Below are 25225 nucleotides of genomic sequence, written 5' to 3' on the forward strand. Positions count from 1 at the left end.
ACTCCGAATACCATCGAGTCTTGTCTGGCAGACAGACGGCGGGTGCTAAGGTCCGTCGTCAAAAGGGAAACAGCCCTAACCTACAGCTAAGGTCCCCAAGTCATATCTAAGTGGGAAAGCATGTGGGAATCCCAAAACAACCAGGAGGTTGGCTTAGAAGCAGCCATCCTTTAAAGAAAGCGTAACAGCTCACTGGTCTAAATAAGGGTTCCTGCGGCGAAGATGTAACGGGGCTAAAGATATGCACCGAAGCTTAGGGTTGCAGTTTACTGCAGCGGTAGCGGAGCGTTCCGTAAGCGAGTGAAGGCGAAGGGTAACCGACGCTGGACGTATCGGAAGTGCGAATGCTGACATGAGTAGCGACAAAGAGGGTGAGATGCCCTCTCGCCGAAAGACCAAGGGTTCCTGCTCAACGCTAATCGGAGCAGGGTTAGCCGGCCCCTAAGACGAGCCCGAAGGGGGTAGTCGATGGGAACCACGTAAATATTCGTGGGCCTGAAGATGTGTGACGGATCGTGGAAGTAGTTTGTCCTTATTGGATTGGGCAGGCTGCCAAGCGGTTCCAGGAAATAGCCTCTTCATTATAGACCGTACCCGAAACCGACACAGGTGGTCAGGTAGAGTATACCAAGGCGCTTGAGAGAAGTATCCTGAAGGAACTCGGCAAATTGCCTCCGTACCTTCGGAAGAAGGAGGCCCTGTATCGACGCAAGTCTTTGCAGGGGGCACAGGCCAGGGGGTAGCGACTGTTTATCAAAAACACAGGACTCTGCTAAGTCGGCTTCAAGACGACGTATAGGGTCTGACGCCTGCCCGGTGCTGGAAGGTTAAGAGGAGGAGTGCAAGCTCCGAATTGAAGCCCCAGTAAACGGCGGCCGTAACTATAACGGTCCTAAGGTAGCGAAATTCCTTGTCGGGTAAGTTCCGACCTGCACGAATGGCGTAACGACTTCCCCACTGTCTCCAGGATATGCTCAGCGAAATTGAAGTTCCCGTGAAGATGCGGGATACCCGCGGTTAGACGGAAAGACCCCGTGCACCTTTACTGCAGCTTCAGAGTGGCATTAGGAAAGAGTTGTGTAGCATAGGTGGGAGGCTTTGAAACGATGACGCCAGTTGTCGTGGAGCCATAGGTGAAATACCACCCTGCTGTTTTCTGATGTCTAACCACGCACCGTTATCCGGTGTTGGGACCCTCTGTGGCGGGTAGTTTGACTGGGGCGGTCGCCTCCTAAAGAGTAACGGAGGCGCGCGATGGTAGGCTCAGGCCGGTTGGAAACCGGCTGCGAGAGTGCAATGGCATAAGCCTGCCTGACTGCGAGACTGACGAGTCGAGCAGAGACGAAAGTCGGTCATAGTGATCCGGTGGTCCCTCGTGGAAGGGCCATCGCTCAACGGATAAAAGGTACGCCGGGGATAACAGGCTGATGATTCCCAAGAGCTCATATCGACGGAATCGTTTGGCACCTCGATGTCGGCTCATCACATCCTGGGGCTGGAGCAGGTCCCAAGGGTTTGGCTGTTCGCCAATTAAAGTGGTACGTGAGCTGGGTTCAGAACGTCGCGAGACAGTTTGGTCCCTATCTGCCGTGGGCGTCGATTGTTGAGAGGAGTTGCCCCTAGTACGAGAGGACCGGGGTGAACATACCTCTGGTGTACCTGTCATCGCGCCAGCGGTGCCGCAGGGTAGCTATGTATGGACGGGATAACCGCTGAAAGCATCTAAGCGGGAAGCCTCCCTCAAGATAAGCAATCTTCGAGTCGTGATAGACCATCACGTTGATAGGCCGGGTGTGGAAGCGCAGTAATGTGTGGAGCTAACCGGTCCTAATAACTCTGATCATGCTTGATGAATCCCACCATCAACGACAGTCCTGCATTGCAGGAAGGTCCGGTGGAGGACTTGTCCAGCCAGATCATCGCCCTGCCTTAACAAGGCAAAGTGCATCGATTTAAACCCGCTTCCGCTGGCTTTATTGCTTGGTGGCCATAGCGTCTGTGCCCCACCCGATCCCATCTCGAACTCGGCCGTGAAACCAGACAGCGCCGATGGTACTAACGCTCAAGCGTTGGAAGAGTAGGACGTCGCCAGGCATTAAAGCCAGCGGTTGCGGGAAAACCCATTCATGATTTCAAAAGCCGCTGCCGGTCTAACCGAGCGGCGGCTTTTGCGTCTCTGGTTCAAACGGGCTGGGGCGGCGCGTCATGGAGGCCTGTGGCCTCGAACGTTGAGAGTCGCTTCTGCGATCATCAACATTATGCGCATGAATACGGTGCCGCGGGGTGGAGCAGTCCGGTAGCTCGTCAGGCTCATAACCTGAAGGTCGTTGGTTCAAATCCAACCCCCGCAACCACCGTAATGCACACAGAGATTTCGATAGCCTCACTGCTTGCAGTGGGGCATTTTTGCGTTTCGGTCCCGGGTTCACGGATATTGGGTCGGCAAAACGGCGGAACAGGTGTCTGACGTTCGAGACAACCGGCCGTTACAGCAGCCAGCGTGATCGACCATTCATGTGAGCTGGGCACGCTCCCTTCCGTCGGGGAGCTCGACCATGACTGCTCGGCGAAAACTGCTGCTGCAAAGCAGCTTGCAACGGCGGCGCGAAAATACCATACTGGTTAGTATGGAAAAGCTTGCAACCCGTGGACGCCCGCGTGAATTCTGCACCGAGGAAGCCTTGGGCGCAGCACTCCAGGTGTTCTGGCAAAAGGGTTACGAGGGCGCATCGCTTACCGAACTGACCGAAGCGATGGGGATTTCCCGGCCCAGCCTCTACTCAGCGTTCGGGAATAAGGACGCCCTGTTCCGGCAAGCGCTGGATCTCTACGAGCGGGACAAGATGGCCTATATCGGTGAGGCGGTGCAGGCGCCGACCTCCCGCGAAGTGGCCCAAACGCTGCTGTTCGGCGCAGTAGACGTTGCTACCGGCGGTGAGAACCGGGGCTGCATGGGCGTGATCTCGTCCGTCGCCTGCCAGAGCGTCGAACCCTCCATTCGCGATGACGTAAATGCCAGGGCTGAGGCTGCGAAGCAGCTGATCGTCGCTCGGATGCAGCGCGCGATCGAAGAAGGAGAGTTCATCGTCCCGACCGACGCGAACGCCATCACACGCTACCTGCTGGCGTTGATGCAGGGGATGTCCGTGCAGGCACAATCTGGAGCAACCCGGGCCGAATTGATGCAAGTGGCAGAATCGGCACTCAATTCATGGCCGTCGCGCTGATCGCTTTTCGCAGTTGCGAAAAAAATATCGATCGGTACAGAAAAAGCTCTTGACCTGAACGCCACATTACATACTTAGCGGTATAGATTAAAGGCAAGCCGGCTTCGGCCGGAGCTGTGTGGCTGGGTCACTGCGTCCCGGCCTCTCGAATTGCTGCGTGTTCCACTGCGAAAGCTCCCGCTTTCGAGAGCGATTTCGCTCGCCCATTTGCAAGGTCGGATAACTCTCCCATGCTCGACACACCCTTCGATCCCTATGATGACGACACCCCTGACCAGCGGGACGAACAGGCGCTGCCAGATGAATCTCTGGAGCGCGCACACGACGATACCCGCGAAAGCCGGCCAAGCCATTTGCGCGCGATCCTCGGACTGGCCGCTCTGCTGGTGGTGGTCGCGGGCTGGTGGCTGCTGGGGGGCGGCGCTCCTGCTCCTGCTGCGCCACCGGTGCCCGTCGTGACGGCTGCCGCTCCGCTGCAGCAGCAGGTCACGCAGTGGGACGAGTTCGTCGGTCGTTTCCGGGCGAGCCGCAGCGTCGAGGTGCGCCCGCAGGTATCGGGTCAGATCACCCGCGTCCATTTCACCGACGGGCAATTCGTCCGGCAGGGCGCGCCGCTTTTCACCATCGATTCGCGTAGCCTGCGTGCAGCGCTGGCCGAGGCCAGGGCGGAAGTCGCGCGGATGCAGAGTGCGTTGGCCCTTTCTCGGGACAATCTTGCCCGCGCACAGCGTCTGATTGCCGAAGATGCGGTCGCCGCCACCGAGATCGACCGGCTTCGTGCCGAGGTTCGCAGCAACGAGGCCGGGCTCGAAGTCGCGCGCGCAAGAGTGTCGTCGCGCTCCATCGACGTTGGCTTCACCACGGTGCGTGCGCCGATATCTGGCCGCATCTCCGACCGCCGCATCGACGCGGGCAACCTCGTATCGGGTGGCGGTGGAGAGAGCGCGACGCTGCTCACCACGATCAACGCCGTCGATCCGGTCTATTTCGAGTTCGCCGGTTCGGAAGCGCTGTTTCTGAAGGCGCGTCGCGAAGGGCTGGACAAGGGTACGCCGGTCGACATCCAGCTTCAGGACGAGAGCGACTACAAGTGGCACGGCACGCTCGACTTCACCGACAACGGGCTCGACGATCAGTCGGGCACGATCCGCGCCCGCGCGGTTGTCCGCAATGGCGAAGGTTTCCTCGCGCCGGGTCTGTTCGGGCGAATGCGCCTTGCCACCGGCGGCACGCGCAACGCCTTGCTGGTGCCCGACACCGCCGTAACGACGGACCAGACGCGCAAACTGCTGCTGGTCGTCGGCAAGGACGGCACCGTTGCGGCGCGCACGGTTACGCTCGGCCCGCTGGTCGGCAATCTGCGCGTCATCGAAAGCGGCCTCAATCGCGATGACCGCGTGATCATCAAGGGCGTCCAGATGGCGATGCCGGGCCAGAAGGTCCGCGCGGAGCTGGGCCGCATTGCGCCACCCAATCGCGACGCGGCAACCGCCGCAGAAGCGGCACCCGCACCGGTCCGCGCCGGCTCCGCCACGATCGCGGGCTGAGGCCACCTATCAAAGCCCGGAATCCGCTTCCGGCCACTCCGACAAGAACCGGACACCATCCCATGCGCATCTCCCGCTTCTTCATCGACCGCCCGATCTTCGCCGCCGTACTTGCCGTGCTGGTGACGCTGGTCGGGGCGATCAGCTACTTCTTCCTGCCCGTCAGCCAGTATCCCGACATCGTGCCGCCGACGGTCACGGTGACCGCGGTGTATCCCGGCGCCTCGGCAGAAACCGTCGCCGATACGGTCGCGAATCCGATCGAGCAGGAAATCAACGGCGTCGACGGGATGCTCTACCAATCGAGCGAGTCGACCGGCGACGGTCGCATGACGATCACCGTCACATTCGCGCCGGGCACCGATCTGGATGAGGCGCAGGTGCTGGTGCAGAACCGCGTCGCCATCGCCGAGGCCCGCCTGCCCGAAGAGGTCCAGCGGCTCGGCATCGTGACGCGCAAGACGACGCCCGACTTCCTGATGGTGGTGAACCTGATCTCGCCCGATGGGTCGCTCGATCGGGAATATATCTCCAATTACGCGCAGACGCGGATCAAGGATCAGCTCGCCCGGCTCGAGGGCGTGGGCGACGTGCAGATGTTCGGCCAGCGCGAACTTGCCATGCGGGTGTGGATCGATCCCGGCCGTGCCGCCGCGCTCGGACTGACCGGCAGCGACATCGTGCGCGCATTGCGGAGCCAGAACGTTCAGGTCGCGGCCGGTACGCTCGGCCAGCAGCCGAGCCCCGATGCCGCTTTCCAGCTCAACGTGGAGACGCAGGGGCGCTTTACCGATCCCGCGCAGTTCGGCGAAGTGGTGATCCGGACCGACGATCAGGGCCGCCAGATTCGGGTCAGCGATGTCGCACGGGTGGAAATCGGCGCAGCCGATTACGCGACCAGCGCCTATCTCAACGACATGGACTCCGTCATCCTGCCGGTGTTCCAGAAGCCCGGTTCCAACGCGCTCGCCGCGGCGGAAGGGGTCAAGGCGTCGATGGACGAGCTGGCTGCGGATTTTCCGCAAGGGCTCGAATACCGCATCGTCTACAACCCGACCGAATTCATTTCGCAGAGCATCGACGCCGTGCTGCACACGCTGATGGAAGCGGTCGTGCTGGTGGTGCTGGTGATCATCGTCTTCCTGCAGAAAGCACGCGCCTCGCTGATCCCGGTGCTCGCCATCCCGATCTCGCTGGTCGGCACCTTCGCGGTGCTGGCGATTGTCGGCTATTCGCTCAACAATCTCTCGCTGTTCGGGCTGGTGCTCGCGATCGGCATCGTGGTCGACGACGCAATCGTCGTGGTCGAGAACGTGGAGCGCAATCTGGAGGCGGGATACACGCCGCTGGAGGCCGCGCGCCGCTCGATGGACGAGGTCGGCTCCGCGCTGGTCGCCATCGTGCTAGTGCTGTGCGCGGTGTTCGTGCCGACGCTGTTCATGGGCGGCCTGTCGGGCGAATTCTACAAGCAGTTCGCAGTTACGATCTCCGCTGCGACGGTGATCTCGCTGTTCGTCTCGCTCACACTGTCTCCCGCGCTTTCCGCTATGCTGCTGCGTCCGCACGAAAGCGTCCCCGCCGACGCACCGCGCTGGCGCCACGCTGTCGAGAACGCAGGCAACCGCTTCAATCGCGGGTTCGAGAGGTTCAGCAACTGGTACGCGAAGCGCACCGCGCGGCTGGTCGCCATGCCGCGCCGGATGATGGCGGCCTACGCCGTGCTGATCGCCCTCACCGGCCTGACGCTGGCAGCGACGCCCACCGGTTTCGTGCCGCAGCAGGACCAGGGCTATTTCGTTTCGGTCATCCAGCTGCCGCCGGGTTCCGCCACCACCCGCACCGATGCGGTGATGAAGCAGGTGGCCGAGCGTGTCCTCCCGATCGAGGGGATCACCGGCACGGTGATGCTATCCGGCTTCGACGGCACCACGCAGACGCAGTCGGCCAGTTCGGCGGCGGCATACTGGGTGCTCGACGATTTCGAGAACCGGCAGGGCAATGGCCGGTCGGTCGATGAACTGATCGCGAAAGCGCAGGCCGCGACCGCGGACATCAACGAGGCGCGGCTGATGATCATCAAGCCGCCCGTGATCCAGGGCATCGGTTCGGCTGGCGGCTTCCGCATGATGCTGAAGGACAATTCGGGGCAGGGCTATCGCCAGCTGCAGGACATCGCCAATGCCGTGATCGGCAAGGCGAACGGACAGGAAGGGCTGGCAGGGGTCTATACCTTCTTCGATACCGGCACCCCGCGCGTGCGGACCGACATTGACCGCGAAAAGGCGCAGATGCTGGGCGTTGCCCCATCGGACATCTTCGACACGCTTTCGGTCTATCTGGGCAGCGCATTCGTCAACGACTTCAACCTGCTTGGCCGCACCTATCGCGTCACCGCGCAGGCCGACAGCGCCTATCGCGACGATGTCAGCGACATCGCCGGTCTCTATGCGCGCTCCGGCAACGGATCGATGGTGCCGCTGGGATCGGTGGCGAGCTTCACCGACACGACCGGCCCCTACCGCGTCAGTCGTTACAACCTTGCTCCCGCCGTTGCGATCGACGGTGACACGGCGCCGGGCGGATCGACCGGCCAGTCGCTGGTGACGATGGAGAAGGTCGCGGCAGAGGTCGTGCCGCAGGGTTATTCGACGGAGTGGACCGGCATCGCCTTCCAGCAGTCGAGCACCGGCAACACGGCGATCTACGTGTTCGGCCTTGCCGTGCTGCTCGTCTTCCTGGTGCTCGCCGCGCAGTACGAAAGCCTGATCATGCCGCTGGCGATCATCCTGATCGTGCCAATGTGCCTGCTGGCGGCGATGATCGGGGTCAATCTGATGGGCATGGACAACAATGTCCTGACGCAGATCGGGCTGGTCGTGCTGATTGCGCTGTCAGCCAAGAACGCGATCCTGATCGTCGAATTCGCGCGTCAGGGGGAGCAATTGCACGGCCTGTCCCCCGCCGATGCGGCAGTCGAAGCTGCGCGCACCCGCCTGCGCCCGATTTTGATGACGAGCTTTGCCTTCATTCTCGGTTCGGTTCCTCTGGTGATCGCGACCGGGGCAGGGGCCGAACTGCGGCAGGCACTGGGCACGGCGGTGTGCTTCGGAATGCTTGGCGTGACCGGCTTCGGGCTCGTTTTCACGCCGACCTTCTACGTCGTCAGCCGCGCGCTGGGCGATCGCATTGCGACGCTGCGCGGAAAGACGCCTCGCGAACCGGAACCAGCCGCGCTCCAGCCCGCAGAATAGGACAAGCCATCATGCAAATTCGCAACATCATCCTTTCCGCCGCTTCCGCGCTGGTCCTTGCGGCCTGTGCGGCGGGGCCGGGCAACGTCGCAACCTCCCCTCGGTCCCTCGCGACGGACGCCGGCCCCTTCCTTTCCGCCGAACCGGACGTGGTCACCCCCAGCCCGCTGCCAAGCGACTGGTGGCGGCTCTACAACGATCCGGTGCTCGACACGCTCGTGACCGATGCGCTCGCGGCGAACACCGACATCCGGCAGGCCGTCGCCCGGATCGAACTGGCGCGCGCATCGCTGCGCGGAGCGCGGGCGGACCGTCTTCCGCAAGTCGGTCTGAACGCTTCGGGCGGCTATGCCCGAACACCCGAAGCACAGACCCTGCCGGGCCAGGATCGCAGCGGGGCGAGCTTCTCGCTCGGCGCGGACCTGGCCTACGAAGTCGACCTGTTCGGCCGGGTCCGAAGCAACGTAAGTGCGGCCCAGGGCGATATTGCCGCCGCGCAGGCCGATGCCGATGCGGTGCGGGTGATGGTGGTCGCCGACACGACGCGGGCCTATGCCGACGCCGCCAGCGCCGCGGCGCGGCTGAATGTCGCGCGCTCCATCGTCGCGCTGCTCGACGACAGCCTGCGCCTCACGCGGCTGCGTCACGATGCAGGGTTGACCGACGGGCTGACCGTCGCGCGGATCGAGGGGCTGCGTGAACAACGCGCTGCCAGCCTTCCCGCGATAGAGGCCGAACGCCGTGCCGCGCTGTTCGCGCTCGCGACGCTGACGGGCCGCTCACCGTCACAGCTACCCGCCGTGTCCGGGGAGCGGTCGGTGCCGCTGGAGATCACGACGCCCTTGCCGGTCGGCGATGGCGCCGCGCTGCTGGCGCGCCGCCCTGACGTGCGTGCCGCCGAACAGCGGGTGCTGGCAGAAACCGCGCGCGTCGGCGTGGCGCGAGCGGATCTTTATCCGCGCATCACGCTTGGCGGCTCGGTCGGCTCCACGGCGTCGAGCCTCGGCAATCTGCTTTCCGGCGGGCCGCTCGGACTTTTTCTCGGTCCGCTGGTCGATTGGGCCTTCCCCAATCGCGAGCCGATTTACGCCCGCATAGACGCGGCCAATGCGAGGGTGGAGGAATCGGTCGCCGGTTTCGACGGAACTGTCCTTACCGCGCTGCAGGAAACCGAAACGGCGCTGTCGAACTATGCCCGAGCGCTGGAGCGGCGGCGCTTGCTGGGCGATGCCTCCGCCGCTGCCGAGCGTGCGGCGCGGATCACGCGCGCGCAGAACCGCGAAGGCGTGGTCAACTCGCTCGACCTGCTCGATGCGGAGCGTACGCTGGCGGAAGCCCGCGCCGCGCTGGCCGATCAGGATTCCGAAGTCTCCCGCAACCAAGTCGCCCTGTTCCGCGCGCTTGGCGGCGGATGGTCGGGCGCTGCGACGGTAGCCGTGCGATGAAAGGGCAGCAGAACAAGGGGCGGCCATGGTGGTTCGAGCACCGCGACGCATTCCTGTCGGGCGGTGTCGGCTTCATGGTGACGGCGCTCGTGGTCCTGATTTCCGCTTTCGGCTGACGGGGCGCGATGGGACTGGTCAGTGCCTAGGCGGGAGGCTTTCCGCCCGCGCATATCTCGCGGAAACCGGCGGCCATGAACGTGGCCAAACGCGCTTTCACTGCGTCGAAATCGTCTGACAGACACAGGCCTTCGGACAGTTTGTCGATGCGTCCGGTGCGCGCCAGCGTCAGCATCAGCGCGCCCGAAACGAAGTGGAAACCCCAGAAGATTTCCTCCCGGCTGCATTCCGGCATGGCGCGTTCCAGCAGGCCGGTAAGGCGAAGGACCACCGGGTCGAACCACTTGTCGAACATCTCCGCACCCCAGTCGGGCGTACTGGCGACCACTGCGGCGAGCGTGCCGGCGTTGCGCCATTGCGGGCCGCCCTTGTCGTAGAGGTCGAGATTGGTGTCGAGGAACGCGCGTAGCGCACCTTCGACGGTGATGTTCTCGCCAACTTCTTCCTCGTAGCGGTCGAGCGCTTCGAGGCGGACCTTGTTCGCCACGATCGCGCGGCGGGCGAAGACCTGTTCGAACAGGGTCTGCTTGTCGTCGAAATAGTAGTTCACCAGCGTGTGATGGACGCCCACTTCCTTCGCCACGTCCTTCAACGCCACGCCGTGAAAGCCCCTTTGCGAGAAGAGGTTTTCTGCGGCGTCGAGCAACTGCTCCGTCGTTTCCGCGCGGCGTTCCGCCTTCGTCTGGACCTTCTTGCGACCTGGCTTCGTCGACACGCACGGCTCCTGCAATTCTGGCGCGTCCGGGATCGGCTGCGCTGCGCCCTAGGACGCCAACCCGCTTCGTATCGCCATTTTTTTGATTATCAAGGGTGTGAATAACATTCCCAGTCATCCCCAGACGCCCACCCACGCTTTCATTCACGCGCAAGTGAGTGAATATTGACAGCTGCGTTAGCGATGCTATTGAACGGCTGGCTGAGGGAAGACCCAGCTTGTTTTGGGAGAGGAATATGAAATCGCTTTTCGCGGTGTCCGCGTCGCTGGCCGCCATCGTTTCGGCATCGGCTCATGCCCAGGACGCGCAGGGTCCCGAGGCGGAAACCGATACGGTTGAGGAAATCTCGCCCGCTGCCGAGAATCGCAATGTCATCCTGGTGACGGCGACGAGGCGCGAGGAAAGCCTTCAGGACGTGCCGCTCAGCGTCAGCGCGTTCCAACAGGAAGAACTGACCGAGAAGGGGATCGTCGGCTACGAACGGCTGGCCCGCGAAACGCCCGGCGTTGTGCTCAACCGCCCGACCCAGAACTTCAACAATTTCACCGCACGCGGCATCTCGACGAACGGCTACAGCGCAGGGCTGCAAGCCCCGGTGGCCATCTACATCGACGAACTGCCGATTTCCGCGAACGGCAACTCCACCATTCTCGATCCCAATCTCTACGACGTCCAGCGGGTAGAATTTCTGCGCGGGCCGCAGGGTACGCTGTTCGGCTCGGGCTCGCTTGCCGGCGCCATGCGCGTGATCACCAATGCGCCCGACCCAAGCGGCGTCGAAGCATCGGCGCTGGTCGATTTCGGTTACACCGAAGGCGGCGGGCTGCGGCAGCGTTACAACGCGATGATCAACCTGCCGGTGAAGGAAGATCAGGCAGCCTTTCGCCTCGTTGGATTTTACAAGGACGAGGACGGCTGGGTCGACAATATCGGCACGGGCGTGAAGGGCGCGAACTCGCTGGTCAATTACGGCGCGCGGGCATCCTTCCTGATCGAACCGACCCCCGAATTTTCGGTACGGCTGACGGGCAATTACGAACACAGCAAGCCGGCAGACAGCGGGCTAACCAACCCGTCGCTCGGCACATATACGCGCCGCACCGACCGGCCCGACCTGTTCCAGAGCGAGTTGAGCAACATTAACGCCACGATCGTGTGGGACATTGGCTTCGCTGAACTCACGAGTTCGAGCACGGTGGCCGACATCAACGGCGAATTCATCGTCGACCTTGCAGGGACGTTCGCGCAGGCTTTCCCATTCGCGCTGGACGCGGTGGGGTATGACACGATCTTCGTGCAGGAAACCCGGCTCGCCTCGAACCCGAACGGCGGCCCGTTCGAATGGATCGTCGGCGCGTTCTATTTCGACAAGCGGCGGGACGTGACTTTCGAATACCGCAGCTCGCCCGAATTCCTCGCGGAGCGGAACCTGACGGGCCTGCCGGACGAATATTACCAGCGGTTCAAGAACTTCACCGACATCACCGAGAAGGCGATTTTCGGCGAGGCGACCTATCGTTTCTCCGACCAGTTCTGGGTGACGGGGGGCCTGCGCTATGGCGGGACGGACGTCCAGACCACGACGCGTGGTGGCGGCTACAACAGCAATTACCTGCTCGCGGCCATCCTCGGCCTTCGCAACATACCGCTGACGGTTACGGAGATCCCCGCTGACGAAGGCGTCAAGGCAAGCGACAGCCAGGTAAGCTGGAAGGCGAGCGTGTCCTTCAAGCCGAGCGATAACGTGACGACCTACGCCACGGCTTCCACCGGGTTCCGCCCGCCGGTGGTCAATGCGCGTGCCGGTCTGGCCAGCACGGTCAACCCGGCGGACATCATCATCCCTGACGGGGCAACGTCCGACAAGCTGACCAATTACGAAATTGGCATCAAGACCAACTTCCTGAACGGCGGTCTGATCGCCAATCTGGCGGCGTTCTACATCGACTGGAACAACATCCAGGTGCAGGCCAACCGCGTTTCGGACTCGGTGCAGTTCGCCACCAATATCGGCGGCGCATACAGCAAGGGCATCGAGTTCGAGCTGATCGCCAACCCCACCGATGCGCTCCGGCTTTCGGCGAGCGGGGCCTATATCGATGCCCGGATTGACTCGCTAACTCCGCAGGAAGCGGCGATTTCCGGCGCGGTTCAGGACGTGCGGCTGGCGGCGCCCAAGTTCGCCGGCTCGACCTCGGCAACCTACAGCTTTCCCGTGAACGAGACGGCGAATGGCTTCGTCACGGGCAGCCTGTCCTATGTCGGATCATTTCCCGGACTGTTCCCGAACGTGCCGGGCCAGCCCGGCGTAGTCTCTCCGCAATACGACACGACCGACGCCTACACCTTTGCCAACTTCTACACGGGCGTGAAGATCGGCTCCGACCTGTCGGTAACGGGCTATGTCGAAAACGTCTTCGACAACGATGCGATCACATACGTCCACCCGGAGGCATTCCTGGACGGACGCTATGCGCGTCTCCAGCCGCGCACCTGGGGCATCCGCACGAGCCTGACGTTCTGATCGGCGGCTTGCGGGAGGCGCGCGTTCCACCCTCTCCGGACACGCGCCTCCTGCACCCTTTGACCCTCGCATGACGGGATCCACGACATTGGCTTACCGCACACTTCTCGGCGGACTTCTGGCGGCGGTGGCGCTGGCGGGATGTTCCGCAGCGCCATCACCTGCATCGCTCGCTTCCTCCGCAGCGGCGGGAGCGCCGCTGGTACGGGTGGCGCAGGGCGAATTGCGCGGATCAGTCGATGGTGGCGTCTCCAGCTACAAGGGCATCCCCTTCGCCGCCCCGCCGGTCGGCGATCGGCGCTGGCGACCACCGGCAAAGCCTTCCGCTTGGGACGGCGTGCGCGACGCGACCGGGTTCGGGGCGTCCTGCATCCAGCTGCCGGTCAGTGCCTCGGCCAATTCCATTTACGCCGAAGACCCCACTCCGATGAGTGAGGATTGCCTGTTCCTCAATGTCTGGTCGCACGAAGGCTCGGCCAAGGCGCCGGTGTTCGTCTGGATTCACGGCGGAGCGCTCGTGTCGGGTGCCAGCAAGTTCGGCATGTACGACGGGTCCGCGATGGCGCGCGAGGGCGTGGTCGTCGTCTCGATCAATTACCGGCTCGGCCCGCTCGGCTGGCTCGCGCACGAGGAACTCAGCGACGAGTCCGCCGACGGCATTTCGGGCAATTACGGCCTGCTCGACCAGATCGCCGCGCTCGAATGGGTGCGCGACAATATCGCGGCCTTCGGCGGCGATCCCGACCGCGTGACGATCGCGGGCGAATCCGCCGGGGCGCTCAGCGTCATGTACCTGATGGCATCGCCCGAAGCGCAGGGGCTGTTCGACAGGGCGATCTCGCAAAGCGGCTACATGATTTCCAGCCCCGCGCTCGACCGGGCTGCCCATGGTCACGAACCGGCCCATGCACAGGGTGCGTGGCTGCAAGAAAAGCTGGAGGCGGCCGATCTGGCGGAAATGCGGCGCATGGACGCGCAAGATCTGACGGAAACGGCGCTGATGTCCGGCTTCCTCACCTGGGGCACGATCGACGGCAAGGTGCTGCCGCGCCAGACCTACGAGACATTCGCGAGTGGAGAGCAGGCAGCGGTCCGCCTGCTGGCCGGGTTCAACAGCGGCGAGATTCGTTCGCTCAGGCGCCTCCTGCCGCCCGCGCCAGCATCGGCAGACGCATATGGCACGGCAATCGCGGCGAGCTATGGCGACCTTACCGCACGGTTCCTCGCGCAATATCCCGCATCAGACATCGACGAAAGTATGCTCGCAGCCACGCGCGATGCGCTTTACGGCTGGACGGCGGAACGGATGATGCGCGACCAGCGCGCCATCGGTCAGGACGGATGGCTGTACCTGTTCGACCACGGCTACCCTGCCGCTGATGCAGCCGGTCTCCACGCCTTCCATGCGTCCGAGATACCCTATGTGCTGGGAAATACGGACCGGATCACGGACAATTGGCCGCAGATTCCGGACACGCAGGCTGAGCGCGCCTTTGCCAACCGGATGTTCCGCAGCTGGCTCGCCTTCGCGAAGGGCGAAGCGCCGTGGGAGGGCTATGGCGCGCAGGGCAATCTGATGCACATCACCGATGACTTCGCGGTGCGGAGCGGCGGACTGGGCGAAGCTTTCCGCCTGCACGACGAACTCGTCTGCCGCCGCTTTGCCGATGGCAAGATCTCGTGGCACTGGAACGTCGGCGTGGCGTCACCACCAAATTCGGGACCCGTCGCGTCATGCCGGTGAACCACGGAACAAGTCAGGACTACGAGCTGACGCTCGACAAGTTCATCACCCATGCCGCCAAGTGGCATCCGGACAAATTCGTCGTCACCGCCGCGCATGGGACGCCCGATGCGCGCATCACCTATCGCGAGCTGTGCGCGCGAGCGCGCAGGCTCTCCGGAGTGCTGCAAGAGGCGGGTGTCGAAGCGCGCGAATGTGTCGCTACGCTGGCCTGGAACACGCAGGCGCACATGGAAGCGTGGTTCGCCATCATGGGGATCGGCGGGGTGTGCCATACGCTCAACCCCCGGCTGGGTGCCGACGTTTTGGCCGACATGCTGCGCCAGTCGCGGGCGCGCGTGCTCATCGCGAGTGGCGACCAGCGCGAACTCCTCCGCGCAATTGCGGAACATGGCTGCGATCTGGAGCGGGTTTTCGTAATCGACGAAAGCGACGATGCCTCGCTTCCCGAAGCGCCTGGCTTGCGGGTCGAACGCTTCGTTGCCGATGCCGGTCACGGCGATGCCGAATGGGGCGGCTTCGACGAACGCAGCCCCAGCGGGCTCTGTTTCACTTCGGGCACCACCGGCGCGCCCAAGGGCGTGACTTACACCCATCGCGGCGTGTTCCTGCACACGCTGCGCCAGTTGCAGGCCGGGGTCGCCGGAATAGTGGAGGACGATGTCGTCCTGCCAGCGGTGCCGATGTTTCACGCGAATGGATGGGGCCTTCCCTTTGCCTGCGCCGCGGTCGGCGCGACCCTCGTTCTGCCGGGGCGGGACACCGACGGTGCGAGCCTTGCGGGCCTGATCTCTCGTCACGCGGTGACGATAGCTGTCGGCGTGCCGACCGTGTGGCTAGATTTGGTCGACCATCTCGACCGAACCGGAATGTCGCTCCCCTCGCTGCGGCGCGTCATGGTTGGGGGAGCGCCCATGCTCGAGGCGCTGCATCGGCGGATGTCGGCGCGGGGCATCGACGTGCAGCAAACCTGGGGCATGACCGAGCTGTCGCCGCTCGGCACCGCAATGTGTCCGGGCACCGGGACGCATCCGACGACCAGTTCCGGAACGGTCGCGCTGGGAGTGGACCTTCAGATCACCGATCATCTTGGCCGCGCTCTTGATCGGCAGCGCGAGAATGAAGGCAGGCTCCATGTGCGCGGGCCTGCGGTCGTCGAACGTTACTTCGGAGAAGACCGGCCTGCCACAGCGGACGGATGGTTCGACACGGGCGATCTCGCCGTGATCGACCGCTCCGGCAATGTGCGGATCACCGGGCGGAGCAAGGATCTCATCAAGTCGGGCGGTGAGTGGATCAATCCCGTCGAGATCGAGGCCGTCGTCGGCGCGGTCCCCGGCATTGCCAAGGTCGCGGTCATCCCGCGGCACCACGACAAATGGGGCGAGCGCCCGGTCATGGTCATCGAACTGGCCAAAGGCTCCGCACTGAGCGACGAAGCGCTGATGGAGCCTTTGCGCGAACGGTTCCCCAAGTGGTGGATGCCCGATGCGATCATCCGCGTGCCCAGCATACCGCTGGCGACCACCGGCAAGCTCGACAAGAAGCGCCTGCAATCCGAGTTCGGCGGCGCATGAGGCGGGGCGGGGCCACGGCTGCCATGCTGGCGGTCGCCATGGCCGCCCTGGCGGGCTGCGCCACTTCCGCTGTCCAGCCGACGTCGCGCGGCGATGCGATTGCCGCGACCGCATCGGGGCAGCTTCGCGGCACGTCCGGGGAGGGCGTGGAGCGGTATCTCGGCATACCCTATGCCGCCCCTCCGACCGGCGAGTGGCGCTGGCGCCCGCCGCGTAACCCTTCGACCTGGACCCACCTGCGCGATGCGAGCGAATTCGGCCCCGCCTGCATCCAGCCGCCCGTGCCTGCGGTGAGCGTCTACAACGATCCGCCGGCCCGGATGTCGGAAGATTGCCTCAACCTCAATGTCTGGACACCTTCAGGCGCCCGCGCCGCGCCCGTGGTGGTCTGGCTCCACGGAGGATCGCTGCGGATCGGGGCCAACAGTCTGGGTCTGTACAACGGGGCAAATTTCGCGCGGCGTGGGGTCGTGTTCGTCTCCCCCAACTATCGACTGGGCCCGCTCGGCTGGCTCGCGCACGAGGAACTGAGCGCCGAATCAGCTAATGGAATTTCCGGCAACTACGGCCTGCTCGACCAGATTGCCGCCTTGCGCTGGGTGCGGGACAACATCGCCGCGTTTGGAGGCGACCCCGACAATGTGACCGTGATGGGCGAATCCGCCGGGGCGCTGAGCGTCACTTACCTCATGGCCTCGCCCAAGGCGCGCGGGCTGTTCGACAAGGCGATCGTGCAGAGCACCAACTTGCGGACCTTCCCGCTGCTCGACCGGCCGACGCATGGCCTGCCCTCCGCCGAGGCGATCGGCGCGCAGACCTTCGCGAACCTCGGCATCTCCATTCTGAGCGATGCCCGCCTGCTCGACGCCCAGGCCCTGACGAACCGCGCCTCTGCCGCGAACTTTCCCGCGCAGGGAACGATCGACGGCAAAGTCTTGCCGGATCAACTGGTCGACATATTCGACCGGGGCGAACAGGCGCGCGTCCCCCTCCTCGCAGGGTTCAACTCCCGTGAAGTCGTGACCCAGCGCGCGCTGCTGCCGCCGATGGCCGGAAGCGCGGAGGATTACCGGGCGGGCATCGTATCGGCCTACGGCGATCTCGCGGCCGATTTTCTGGCGCTCTATCCCTACGCTCAGGGCGAGGAAGCGCTCATCGCCGCGACGCGGGACGGCATCTACGGTCACGCAGTCGAACGGATGGTCCGGGACCAGACGGCGCTTGGGCTGGAAGCCTATCTCTTCGTGTTCGATCATTGCTACGCTGCCGCCGATGCTCGCGGCCTGTGCGGATTCCACGCCGGGGAGCTGCCCTTCGTCTTCGGGAATTTCGCGACAGGTGCGCTGCCCGCGCAGTGGCCGGCCCCTGGCAGCGAGGAAGACCGCGCCCTGTCCGATGCCATGCTCGGCTACTGGGTCAGCTTCATGAAGAACGGCCGGCCCGGCAGCAGTGCCGGCCCGGCATGGCCGGCTTACGCGAACGGCGAGAACTTCATGCGGTTCGACGGCCGAGCGAGGCCCGCTGCGGACCCCTATCCGGGGATGTTCGAGTTAAACGAGGCATTCAACCGGCGGCGGCGCGCCAGCGGGCTTTCGTGGGGTTTCCTCGCTGGGCTGTCCGCTGTCCCTGCGAATGATGGCGGCAGTGGCGACAAGAATAGAACTTCGGGAGAGCGAGAATGAATAACGAAAGCGCGCCGGCGACGGCGGTCGAAACGCCATACGCACGCAAGTCCTACCGCTACTTCGTGCTGGGCGTGCTGACGCTCGTCTACGCGCTGAACTTCGTCGACCGCCAGCTGCTGGTCATCCTGCAGGAACAGATCAAGGCGGAGCTTGTCCTGTCGGATACGCAATTGGGCCTGCTTTCCGGCTTTGCTTTCGCGCTGTTCTACGTCTCGTGCGGCATCCCGATCGCGCGCTGGGCGGACCGGGGGACGCGGCGCAGCATCATCGCGCTTGCGCTGACGGTATGGAGCATGATGACCGCGGTGAGCGGACTTGCGCAGAACTACGTCCACCTGCTGCTCGCGAGGATCGGCGTCGGAGTGGGCGAGGCGGGGGGCAGCCCGCCGGCACACTCGATGATCTCCGACATCTTTCGCAAGGAAGAGCGCGCGACTGCCCTGTCGGTCTATTCCATCGGCATCTACATCGGCATCCTGCTGGGCTTCGCGCTCGGCGGATGGATTGCCGATACCTTCGGCTGGCGGACGGCATTTTTCGTCGTCGGTCTGCCGGGCGTGCTGGTTGCCGCCTTCCTCCGGTTTACAGTGAAGGAGCCGGTTCGCGGCTGGTCGGAAGGCCGGCAGGCGGATACCGCCGCCGCGCCGCCTTTCGGCGAAGTGCTCTCCTTCCTGTGGTCGCGGCGAACCTTTCGCAACCTCACGCTGGCGGGCAGCCTGCAGGCGCTGGTCATCTACGGCATCGGCAACTGGCTGCCGTCCTACTTCCTTCGCAACTTCGAGATTAGCCTGACCGAACTCGGCGTCTGGATGGCGCTCACCTCAGGCTTTGGCGGTGGCGCAGGTTCGTTCTTCGGCGGCTGGATGACCGACCGGCTGGGCGCCCGCGATGCGCGCTGGTACGCATGGGGGCCGGCGATCCTGATCCTGGCGATCACGCCGGTGCTTCTGGTGATACTGAACACGTCGGTGCTGACGCTGGCGCTGGTCCTGACGGGTGTGTTTCACTTGCTGTCGGCGTCCTATCTCGGCCCGGTTCTGGCCGTGTCGCACAGTCTGGTGGGGTTGAGGATGCGCGCGCTGACTTCAGCGATATTCTTCTTCTTCATCAATTTGATCGGTCTGGGGCTGGGGCCGCTCATCGTGGGTTATCTCAGCGATGACTTCGCGGCAGGCGGAACGGCTAACCCGCTCGCTCTCGCGATGCTCATTACCGGCTGCGTCGCGTCGTTATGGGGTGGGCTGCATTACCTAACGGCATCGCGCACGATCCGGGCAGATCTCGATGCAAGCCCGGCCAATGTGCCGCTGACGGCCTGACATGCATCCTGCCATGCCTCCGCTGGCTGCGATGGGAGCCGTGCTTCTCACGGGTTGCGCAGCCATTGCCACGCCGGACAGTTCGGCGGTGCCGTCAGTGGCGGACACGCCGAGCCGCGCCGTGGCGGCGGATGGCCGCTACATCTCGTGGCGCGAGCACCGCATCGACGACGAGGAAGTGAACGGCGGCGTGCCGATCCGTGGCGGCGACGGGCTTATCGAAGCGGACATCGACCGCGATGGCATTCCCGACATCGTATCGGTGCACGAGGATTCGCATCACCTGCGGATCGCCTACGGCACGCCAGACGCGGATCGCTGGGACCTCGTCACCGTGGCACAGGGGCCGGTTGTTGCAGCGATCGAGGATGTGGCCGCAGGCGATCTCGACGGCGACGGCTGGACCGATCTGGTGACTGCCAACGAGGAAGCGCATCTCGCCTTCTTCCGCAATCCTGCCACGGGGCAGCGCGGTGGGCATTGGCCTGCGCTCATTCCCTCGGTGACGCAGAACCGCGGCTCTTGGTTGCGGGTCTTCGTCGCTGACCTGGACGGCGACGGAAGGGTCGAGGTGCTGGGTGCGAACAAGGGTGCGAGCGATATCGTCGACCCGGACGGCCCCCGTGCGGACCGTGCGACCTCGCTGTTTCGCATCGCGGGCGATCCACTCGACGATGAGAGCTGGAGGGAACAGGTGCTGTTCCGCCGCGACGTTCCGAACACGGCCATGCCGGTCGATATCGACGGCGACGGCGATCTCGACGTGCTGGCAGCAGCCCGGCTGGAGCAGACGGCGTTCGTCCTCGAAAACACCGGGACCGGCGCTCCGGGTGGCGAAGTGGGCATGGTGAGCCATGAAATCGTCATCGAAGCCGCCGACGGGGGCTGCGAAGTCAGAACCTCCGCCTTCCAGTCCGACTTCGCGGATTTGAACGGCGACGGTCGGCAGGATTTGGTGGTCGGCGTGATGGAACTCTGCGGAGATACCCGCGCGCCGGGCGGTCTGCCCGCCGTCGGCTGGCTGGAACAGCCTGCGGCCCTCGACGCGCCGTGGACCTACCACCGTATCGGCGACATCCTGCCCGATATGCCCATCGGCATCGCGCTGGCGGATTTCGATGGAGACGGCGATCCCGACCTCGTGACCGGCGGCTATTCGGGGCTCAACATCCTGCAAGGCGGATACACTGACACGGCGCGCGATTTCGACAGTCCGGGCGTGGACGCCTCGGCAACGGTCGGTCGCCTCGCATGGTTCGCCAATCCCGGCAGTGCAGGCGGGCCCTGGCAGGGCCACGATATCTCGCGGCGGGTCCGGGGAATGTACGATGGTTTCATCGCCCGCGACGTGGATGGTGACGGCGATCGGGATATCGTCACCACACGCGGCAACAGCGGCGCGTATGACGGGGTGATCTGGCTGGAACAGGTCCGCCAACAGCGACCGGGACCAGCATTCACGCCTGCGCGCAGGACCGAAAGCAGGCCGCTACCGCTGCCGCCCGAAGACTGGATGGACCATTACGGCGCGTCCAGCACCCTGGTGGCGCCGAACAAACGGTAGCGGAAAATAATGGCCCGACTGTGCGAACACGGTCGGGCCAAGCGTCTCTTGCTACCTGTCCCGCGACGGGCGCGCGGGCTTTCGCTTCGGCTTACCGGGCCCGCCGGGTTTGCCGCGATGCGCCTTGACGAAGGGCTTGCCGTCCCTGGCCGGGCCGCCGTGCTTGCGGTTCTGCCGGGCCTCGACGCGCGGGCCTTCGTTGCTCAATTCGATCAGGATGGCGTCGTGATCGTCATCTGCGGAAGCCGTACGGCCGATCGCGTCGGTCACTTTCGGCGCCATAGCGCGCGGTATCTGGAACCAGCTCTCGTTCTGGCCAATGCGGATCGCGCCGATTTCGTTGCGCGTCACGTGGCCGCGGCGGCAGATCATCGGCAACAGCCAGCGCGGCTCGGCATTCTGGCGGCGACCGATACCCATCTTGAACCAGACCACGTCCTCAAAACCGGGGCGATGCTGGTCGGCCTTGGCCTTTTCGCGCGCGGCAGGCGTATCCGCGATCAGTTCTTCGGGCTGCGGCATCTTGTCGCGGTGGGCGCGGACCAGCGCGGCCGCGATGTCTTCCGGCGCCAGGCGGCTCATCAGTTCCTGCGCGACCTTGCGGTCCGCGTCGTCGTATTCGGTCGGCTCGGTGAGCTTTTCCATCAGGCGGACGTGGTCCTGCGCCCGGATGGCTTTCGCCGATGGGGCTTCCATCCATTCCGCCGAAATCTTCGCGCCTCTGAGCATTCCCTCGACGCGCTTGCGGCGATTGTACGGAACGACGATGGCGGCGGTGCCCTTCTTACCGGCGCGGCCCGTCCGCCCGGAACGATGCTGCAACGTCTCGGCATCACGCGGAATCTCGACATGAATGACGAGGCTGAGCGTCGGCAGGTCCAGACCGCGCGCGGCGACATCGGTCGCCACGCAGACGCGCGAACGGCGATCGCGCAGGGACTGGAGAGCCTGGTTACGCTCCGACTGCGAATGTTCGCCCGACAGCGCCACGACCGCGAAACCGCGGTTCTGCAGGGTTGCATGAAGCCGCCGGACGCTGTCGCGCGTGGCGCAGAAACAGATGGCCGTTTCAGCTTCGTGGAAACGCAGCAGGTTGACGACGGCGTTCTCGATCTCGGACGGGGCGACGGTGATCGCCTGATAGGAAATATCGCCATGCCCGCGGCTCTCGCCAGCGAGGGTCAGGCGCAGGGCATTCGCCTGGTAGCGTTCTGCCAGGCGGACGATCTGCGGGGGCAGGGTCGCGGAGAACAGCAGGGTGCGGCGTTTATCAGGCGAGGCATCGAGCAGTTCCTCGAGATCCTCGCGGAAGCCCATGTCGAGCATTTCGTCGGCTTCGTCGAGGACCAGCCCAGCGAGCCCCGACAGGTCGAGCGCGCCGCGTTCAAGGTGATCGCGCAGCCGGCCCGGCGTGCCGACGACGATCGCCGGTCCGCCCTTCAGCGAGCGGCGTTCCTTGCTCGCATCCATGCCGCCGACGCAGGTCGCGATGCGCACATCGGTCCTGCCGTAAAGCCACGCGAGTTCGCGGCTGACCTGCAATGCGAGTTCGCGGGTCGGCGCCACCACCAGTGCGCGCGGCTTTCCGCCGGGCAGGATGTCGCCGAGCAGTTCGTCGGCCAGTGCCAGCCCGAAGGCGACCGTCTTGCCGGAGCCGGTCTGCGCTGAAACGATCAGATCGCGTCCCTTCGCATCGGGCGCGATTACCGCAGACTGGACAGGGGTGGGGGCGGTGAAACCGCGTTCGGACAGCGTCTCAGCCAAGACTGCCGGTAAATCTTCGAATGACATCAAAACTCGCAATTGGTTGCCGCTGCTCCGAATGCGGGATGGGAGCTGCGAAAAGGGCGGTTCGCTTTTGAAGCGCGACAGGCGCAGAGGCGCGAACGGACAACCCCGAAGGCGGTGCCTATAGCGATCACCGGATCGAAAAGCTTGCGATAAATCGCACTTCGCACACGAAACGACGGCTGAAAGCCTTCCCGCCGTCAGAGCTCGGGCAGATTCTGGTCGGCAAAACCCCAGCCCGCCTGCGTCTTGCTCGCCGCGCGATCGAGCAGGCGTTTCACGTCGTCGATGGTGAAGGGGTGCGCGTCTTCCATGGTTTTCAATTCGTTCCAGGCGATGGGCACTGCCACCGGCGCGCCGCTGCGGGCGCGCGCGGAATAAGGGAGGACAGCGGTGCTGCCGCGCTGGTTGCGCAGCCAGTCGATGAAGATTTTGCCCTTGCGCTTCGCCTTGCTCATCGTGGCGGTGAAGCGGTCGGGCTCGGCAAGGGACAGCGCCTCGGCAAAACGGCGCGCGAAATCCTTTTGCGTGTCCCAATCGTGTCCGGTGTTCAGCGGGACGACCACGTGCACGCCCTTTCCGCCCGAAAGCATGGCGAAGCTGACGAGGCCGAGATCCGCCAGCCGGTCGCGGATATGGACCGCCGCGCTCTTGACCGCGGCAAAGTCCAGCCCTTCGTCCGGGTCGAGGTCGAAGATCATCCGGTCGGGCGCCTCGACATCGCTGCTGCGCGCGGCCCAGCCATGAAACTCGATGGTCCCCATCTGCACGCACTGCAGCAGGCCGCGAAGGTCGTCGATCCACAGGTAGACCTCGCTACCGCCGTCCTTCTCCTTGATCGGCACATGGTGGACCGCATCCCCGAAGGAGCCGCTGTCGTGCTTCTGGAAGAAGCATTTCTTGCCCCGGCCCTGCGGACACCGCACCAGGCTGACCGGCCGGCGCGCAGCGAAGGGCAGCATGGCGGGCGCGATGGCGGCGTAATAGTCTGCAAGATCGCCCTTGGTTCGGCCGCTGTCGGGAAAGATCACCCGCTCGCGGCTGGATATTTTCACAGGTTCGGTTGCGGGGGGCGCGGGCTCGGCCTTTTCCGGGGTAACGGCGTCCGCCTTCTTGTCGCCGCGCAGGCCCAGATAACTGCCGTGGCGGATGTTCCCGTCGGCGGTGAATTCGGCAAAGGCGACCTCGGCGACCAGTTTGGGCGAAACCCATGTGACACCGCGGGCGATTGCCTTGTCGACCTCTGCCGGGGGCGACTTGCGTTCGAGCCGGGCCATTTTTCCCGCGAGATCGTCCAGATCGTCGGATGAGAAGCCGGTTCCGACCCGGCCCTTGTAGACGAGCGTGTCGCCTTCGTTCTGCGCCATGAGCAGCGAGGAGAAAGGGCGACCCTTGGCGCTGCTGGCCTTGTAGCCGATCACGACGAATTCCTGCCGCCGCGTACACTTGACCTTCACCCAGCGCTTGCCGCGCGAGCCGGAGTAGCGCCCGTCAACGGTTTTGGAGATGATGCCTTCCTGCCCCGCGTCGCACATTTGCCGCAGCAGCCTTTCGCCCGCCCCGATCACGTGATCGGCAACGAAGACCGGCGGTTCGGCTGTGCCGAGCAGCGCTTCCAGCCGTTCCTTGCGCTCGATATTGGGCAGGTCGGCCAAATCCTCCCCGCCGAGCTGGAGGAGATCGAAAGCGTGGAATTGCAGCGCGTCGTCGCGGCCTTGCGCGCCGTGACCGCGCTTCAGCACGCCCTGAAGCGTGGAGAAATCGGGATTGCCTCTGGCATCGACCGCGACGATCTCGCCATCGATCAGGCAGCTCGGAAGATCGAGCGCGGCAAGCGTCTCGACCAGAGGTGCGAACTTATCGGTCCAGTCCTTGCCGCTGCGGGTGTAGACGCGCACCTCATCGCCCTTCGCCGCCACCAGCGCGCGATAGCCGTCGAACTTGATCTCGTGCATCCAGCCATTGCCTGTCGGCACGTCGCCGACCAGCGTGGCGAGCTGGGGCTTGCGGAAATCCGGTAAAGGGGCGTCCTTTTTCGGTGCCTTGCGCTTTTTCGCCGTGTGCGCGCTCGCCTTCTCCATCTGCGCCAGGAAGGCGTCGTCCTTCTTGCCTTCGAGGGAGAACTCGCCCTTTCTGTCAGCGGCGATCTCGGCCATGGACCTGCCTGTCAGCACGCTGGTCAATTCGCGCTGGACCAGACCATCGCCCGCCTCGGCGTACTTGTCGTTCAGCTTGCGCAGCAGCCAGTTCTCGCGCTTCTCGCCCGGTTTCTTCTTCAGCCTGACGAGCAGCCATTCGCCCTGCATCCGTTCGCCATTCAGGCAGAAGTGCAGGTGGCCGTCCTCGATATCGGCGGCGCTCTTCCCCGCAATCGGCTCCCACGTCCCGCGATCCCACAGCATCACGGTGCCGCCACCGTATTCACCCTTGGGGATCGTGCCTTCGAAACTGTTGTAGGACAGCGGATGATCCTCGGTCCGCACGGCGAGCCGCTTGATGTCCGGATCGGGCGAGGGGCCCTTGGTGACGGCCCAGCTTTTCATGACGCCGCCCACTTCCAACCGCAGATCCCAGTGCAGGCGCGTGGCGTCGTGCTTCTGCACGATGAAGGCGTTGCCGCTTGCGCTGCTTTCAGTCTTGCCTGCGGGTTCGGGCGTCTTCTCGAAATCGCGCTTGGCATTGTATTCGGCAAGCGGATCGTCCCGGCGTGCCCGCGCCATG

The 25225-nt window shown here is 64.3% G+C and carries 13 protein-coding genes, 1 tRNA gene and 2 rRNA genes (1 of these 16 only partly in view); 13 read left to right on the forward strand and 3 right to left on the reverse strand.

What is annotated here, in order from left to right:
* From ACXYN8_RS01680 to ACXYN8_RS01710, 7 genes are all read left to right on the forward strand, one after another.
* Positions 1 to 1851 (forward strand): 23S ribosomal RNA (locus ACXYN8_RS01680) (it extends 939 nt beyond the left edge of the window).
* Positions 1852 to 1979: 128 nt separating this feature from the next.
* Positions 1980 to 2094, forward strand: a 5S ribosomal RNA gene (gene rrf / locus ACXYN8_RS01685).
* Positions 2095 to 2277: 183 nt separating this feature from the next.
* Positions 2278 to 2354, forward strand: a tRNA-Met gene (locus ACXYN8_RS01690).
* Positions 2355 to 2627: 273 nt separating this feature from the next.
* Positions 2628 to 3227 carry a TetR/AcrR family transcriptional regulator gene (locus ACXYN8_RS01695; protein ID WP_458888884.1) on the forward strand — a complete coding sequence of 200 codons (600 nt, stop codon included), beginning with the start codon at positions 2628 to 2630 and terminating at the stop codon, positions 3225 to 3227.
* A gap of 230 nt (positions 3228 to 3457) precedes the next feature.
* Entirely contained in the window at positions 3458 to 4774 is a 1317-nt protein-coding gene (locus tag ACXYN8_RS01700; protein WP_458887538.1) for an efflux RND transporter periplasmic adaptor subunit, read from the forward strand.
* Between the two features lie 62 nt (positions 4775 to 4836).
* On the forward strand, positions 4837 to 8025 hold the full coding sequence (locus ACXYN8_RS01705; RefSeq protein ID WP_458887539.1) for an efflux RND transporter permease subunit: 3189 nt from the start codon (positions 4837 to 4839) through the stop codon (positions 8023 to 8025).
* Between the two features lie 11 nt (positions 8026 to 8036).
* Complete coding sequence (locus tag ACXYN8_RS01710) at positions 8037 to 9470, forward strand: efflux transporter outer membrane subunit (RefSeq protein WP_458887540.1); 1434 nt, start codon at positions 8037 to 8039, stop codon at positions 9468 to 9470.
* A 142-nt stretch (positions 9471 to 9612) separates the two neighbouring features.
* Here the strand turns inward: ACXYN8_RS01710 and ACXYN8_RS01715 are convergent, their stop codons facing one another.
* Complete coding sequence (locus ACXYN8_RS01715) at positions 9613 to 10302, reverse strand: TetR/AcrR family transcriptional regulator (protein ID WP_458887541.1); 690 nt, start codon at positions 10300 to 10302, stop codon at positions 9613 to 9615.
* A 236-nt stretch (positions 10303 to 10538) separates the two neighbouring features.
* On the opposite strand from ACXYN8_RS01715, the gene ACXYN8_RS01720 reads away from it, so the two are divergent.
* The 6 genes from ACXYN8_RS01720 (at position 10539) to ACXYN8_RS01745 (ending at position 20716) form a co-directional block, all read left to right on the forward strand.
* Positions 10539 to 12827, forward strand: coding sequence for a TonB-dependent receptor (locus ACXYN8_RS01720; protein ID WP_458887542.1), 2289 nt, complete (start codon positions 10539 to 10541; stop codon positions 12825 to 12827).
* Positions 12828 to 12897: 70 nt separating this feature from the next.
* Positions 12898 to 14571 (forward strand): carboxylesterase/lipase family protein, encoded by a 1674-nt coding sequence (locus ACXYN8_RS01725; protein WP_458887543.1) that lies wholly within the window; start codon positions 12898 to 12900, stop codon positions 14569 to 14571.
* Positions 14562 to 16148: an AMP-binding protein gene (locus ACXYN8_RS01730; protein WP_458887545.1), complete on the forward strand. Its 1587-nt coding sequence runs from the start codon at positions 14562 to 14564 to the stop codon at positions 16146 to 16148. The genes ACXYN8_RS01725 and ACXYN8_RS01730 overlap by 10 nt, the downstream gene beginning before the upstream one ends.
* The gene (locus tag ACXYN8_RS01735; RefSeq protein ID WP_458887546.1) at positions 16145 to 17830 is read left to right on the forward strand and encodes a carboxylesterase/lipase family protein; all 1686 of its coding nucleotides are present in this window, start codon (positions 16145 to 16147) and stop codon (positions 17828 to 17830) included. The genes ACXYN8_RS01730 and ACXYN8_RS01735 overlap by 4 nt, the downstream gene beginning before the upstream one ends.
* Positions 17827 to 19152: a spinster family MFS transporter gene (locus ACXYN8_RS01740; RefSeq protein WP_458887547.1), complete on the forward strand. Its 1326-nt coding sequence runs from the start codon at positions 17827 to 17829 to the stop codon at positions 19150 to 19152. Before ACXYN8_RS01735 ends, ACXYN8_RS01740 begins: the two co-directional genes overlap by 4 nt.
* Before the next feature lies 1 nt (position 19153).
* On the forward strand, positions 19154 to 20716 hold the full coding sequence (locus ACXYN8_RS01745) for an FG-GAP repeat domain-containing protein (protein WP_458887549.1): 1563 nt from the start codon (positions 19154 to 19156) through the stop codon (positions 20714 to 20716).
* A gap of 51 nt (positions 20717 to 20767) precedes the next feature.
* Here the strand turns inward: ACXYN8_RS01745 and ACXYN8_RS01750 are convergent, their stop codons facing one another.
* The gene (locus ACXYN8_RS01750; RefSeq protein WP_458887550.1) at positions 20768 to 22507 is read right to left on the reverse strand and encodes a DEAD/DEAH box helicase; all 1740 of its coding nucleotides are present in this window, start codon (positions 22505 to 22507) and stop codon (positions 20768 to 20770) included.
* A 197-nt stretch (positions 22508 to 22704) separates the two neighbouring features.
* Positions 22705 to 25224, reverse strand: a complete 2520-nt coding sequence (gene ligD / locus ACXYN8_RS01755) for a DNA ligase D (RefSeq protein ID WP_458887551.1) — start codon at positions 25222 to 25224, stop codon at positions 22705 to 22707.
* Position 25225: the final 1 nt, after the last annotated feature.

The organism is Altererythrobacter sp. CAU 1778 (genome assembly GCF_054482795.1).

What these genes read in the sequence shown, in the direction of transcription:
- ACXYN8_RS01695 (WP_458888884.1), top strand. Translation starts at nt 2,628, where the DNA reads ATGGAAAAGCTTGCAACCCGTGGACGCCCGCGTGAATTCTGCACCGAG.
- ligD (WP_458887551.1), bottom strand. Translation starts at nt 25,224, where the DNA reads ATGGCGCGGGCACGCCGGGACGATCCGCTTGCCGAATACAATGCCAAG.
- ACXYN8_RS01730 (WP_458887545.1), top strand. Translation starts at nt 14,562, where the DNA reads ATGCCGGTGAACCACGGAACAAGTCAGGACTACGAGCTGACGCTCGAC.
- ACXYN8_RS01700 (WP_458887538.1), top strand. Translation starts at nt 3,458, where the DNA reads ATGCTCGACACACCCTTCGATCCCTATGATGACGACACCCCTGACCAG.
- ACXYN8_RS01745 (WP_458887549.1), top strand. Translation starts at nt 19,154, where the DNA reads ATGCATCCTGCCATGCCTCCGCTGGCTGCGATGGGAGCCGTGCTTCTC.
- ACXYN8_RS01705 (WP_458887539.1), top strand. Translation starts at nt 4,837, where the DNA reads ATGCGCATCTCCCGCTTCTTCATCGACCGCCCGATCTTCGCCGCCGTA.
- ACXYN8_RS01740 (WP_458887547.1), top strand. Translation starts at nt 17,827, where the DNA reads ATGAATAACGAAAGCGCGCCGGCGACGGCGGTCGAAACGCCATACGCA.
- ACXYN8_RS01710 (WP_458887540.1), top strand. Translation starts at nt 8,037, where the DNA reads ATGCAAATTCGCAACATCATCCTTTCCGCCGCTTCCGCGCTGGTCCTT.
- ACXYN8_RS01725 (WP_458887543.1), top strand. Translation starts at nt 12,898, where the DNA reads ATGACGGGATCCACGACATTGGCTTACCGCACACTTCTCGGCGGACTT.
- ACXYN8_RS01735 (WP_458887546.1), top strand. Translation starts at nt 16,145, where the DNA reads ATGAGGCGGGGCGGGGCCACGGCTGCCATGCTGGCGGTCGCCATGGCC.
- ACXYN8_RS01720 (WP_458887542.1), top strand. Translation starts at nt 10,539, where the DNA reads ATGAAATCGCTTTTCGCGGTGTCCGCGTCGCTGGCCGCCATCGTTTCG.
- ACXYN8_RS01750 (WP_458887550.1), bottom strand. Translation starts at nt 22,507, where the DNA reads ATGTCATTCGAAGATTTACCGGCAGTCTTGGCTGAGACGCTGTCCGAA.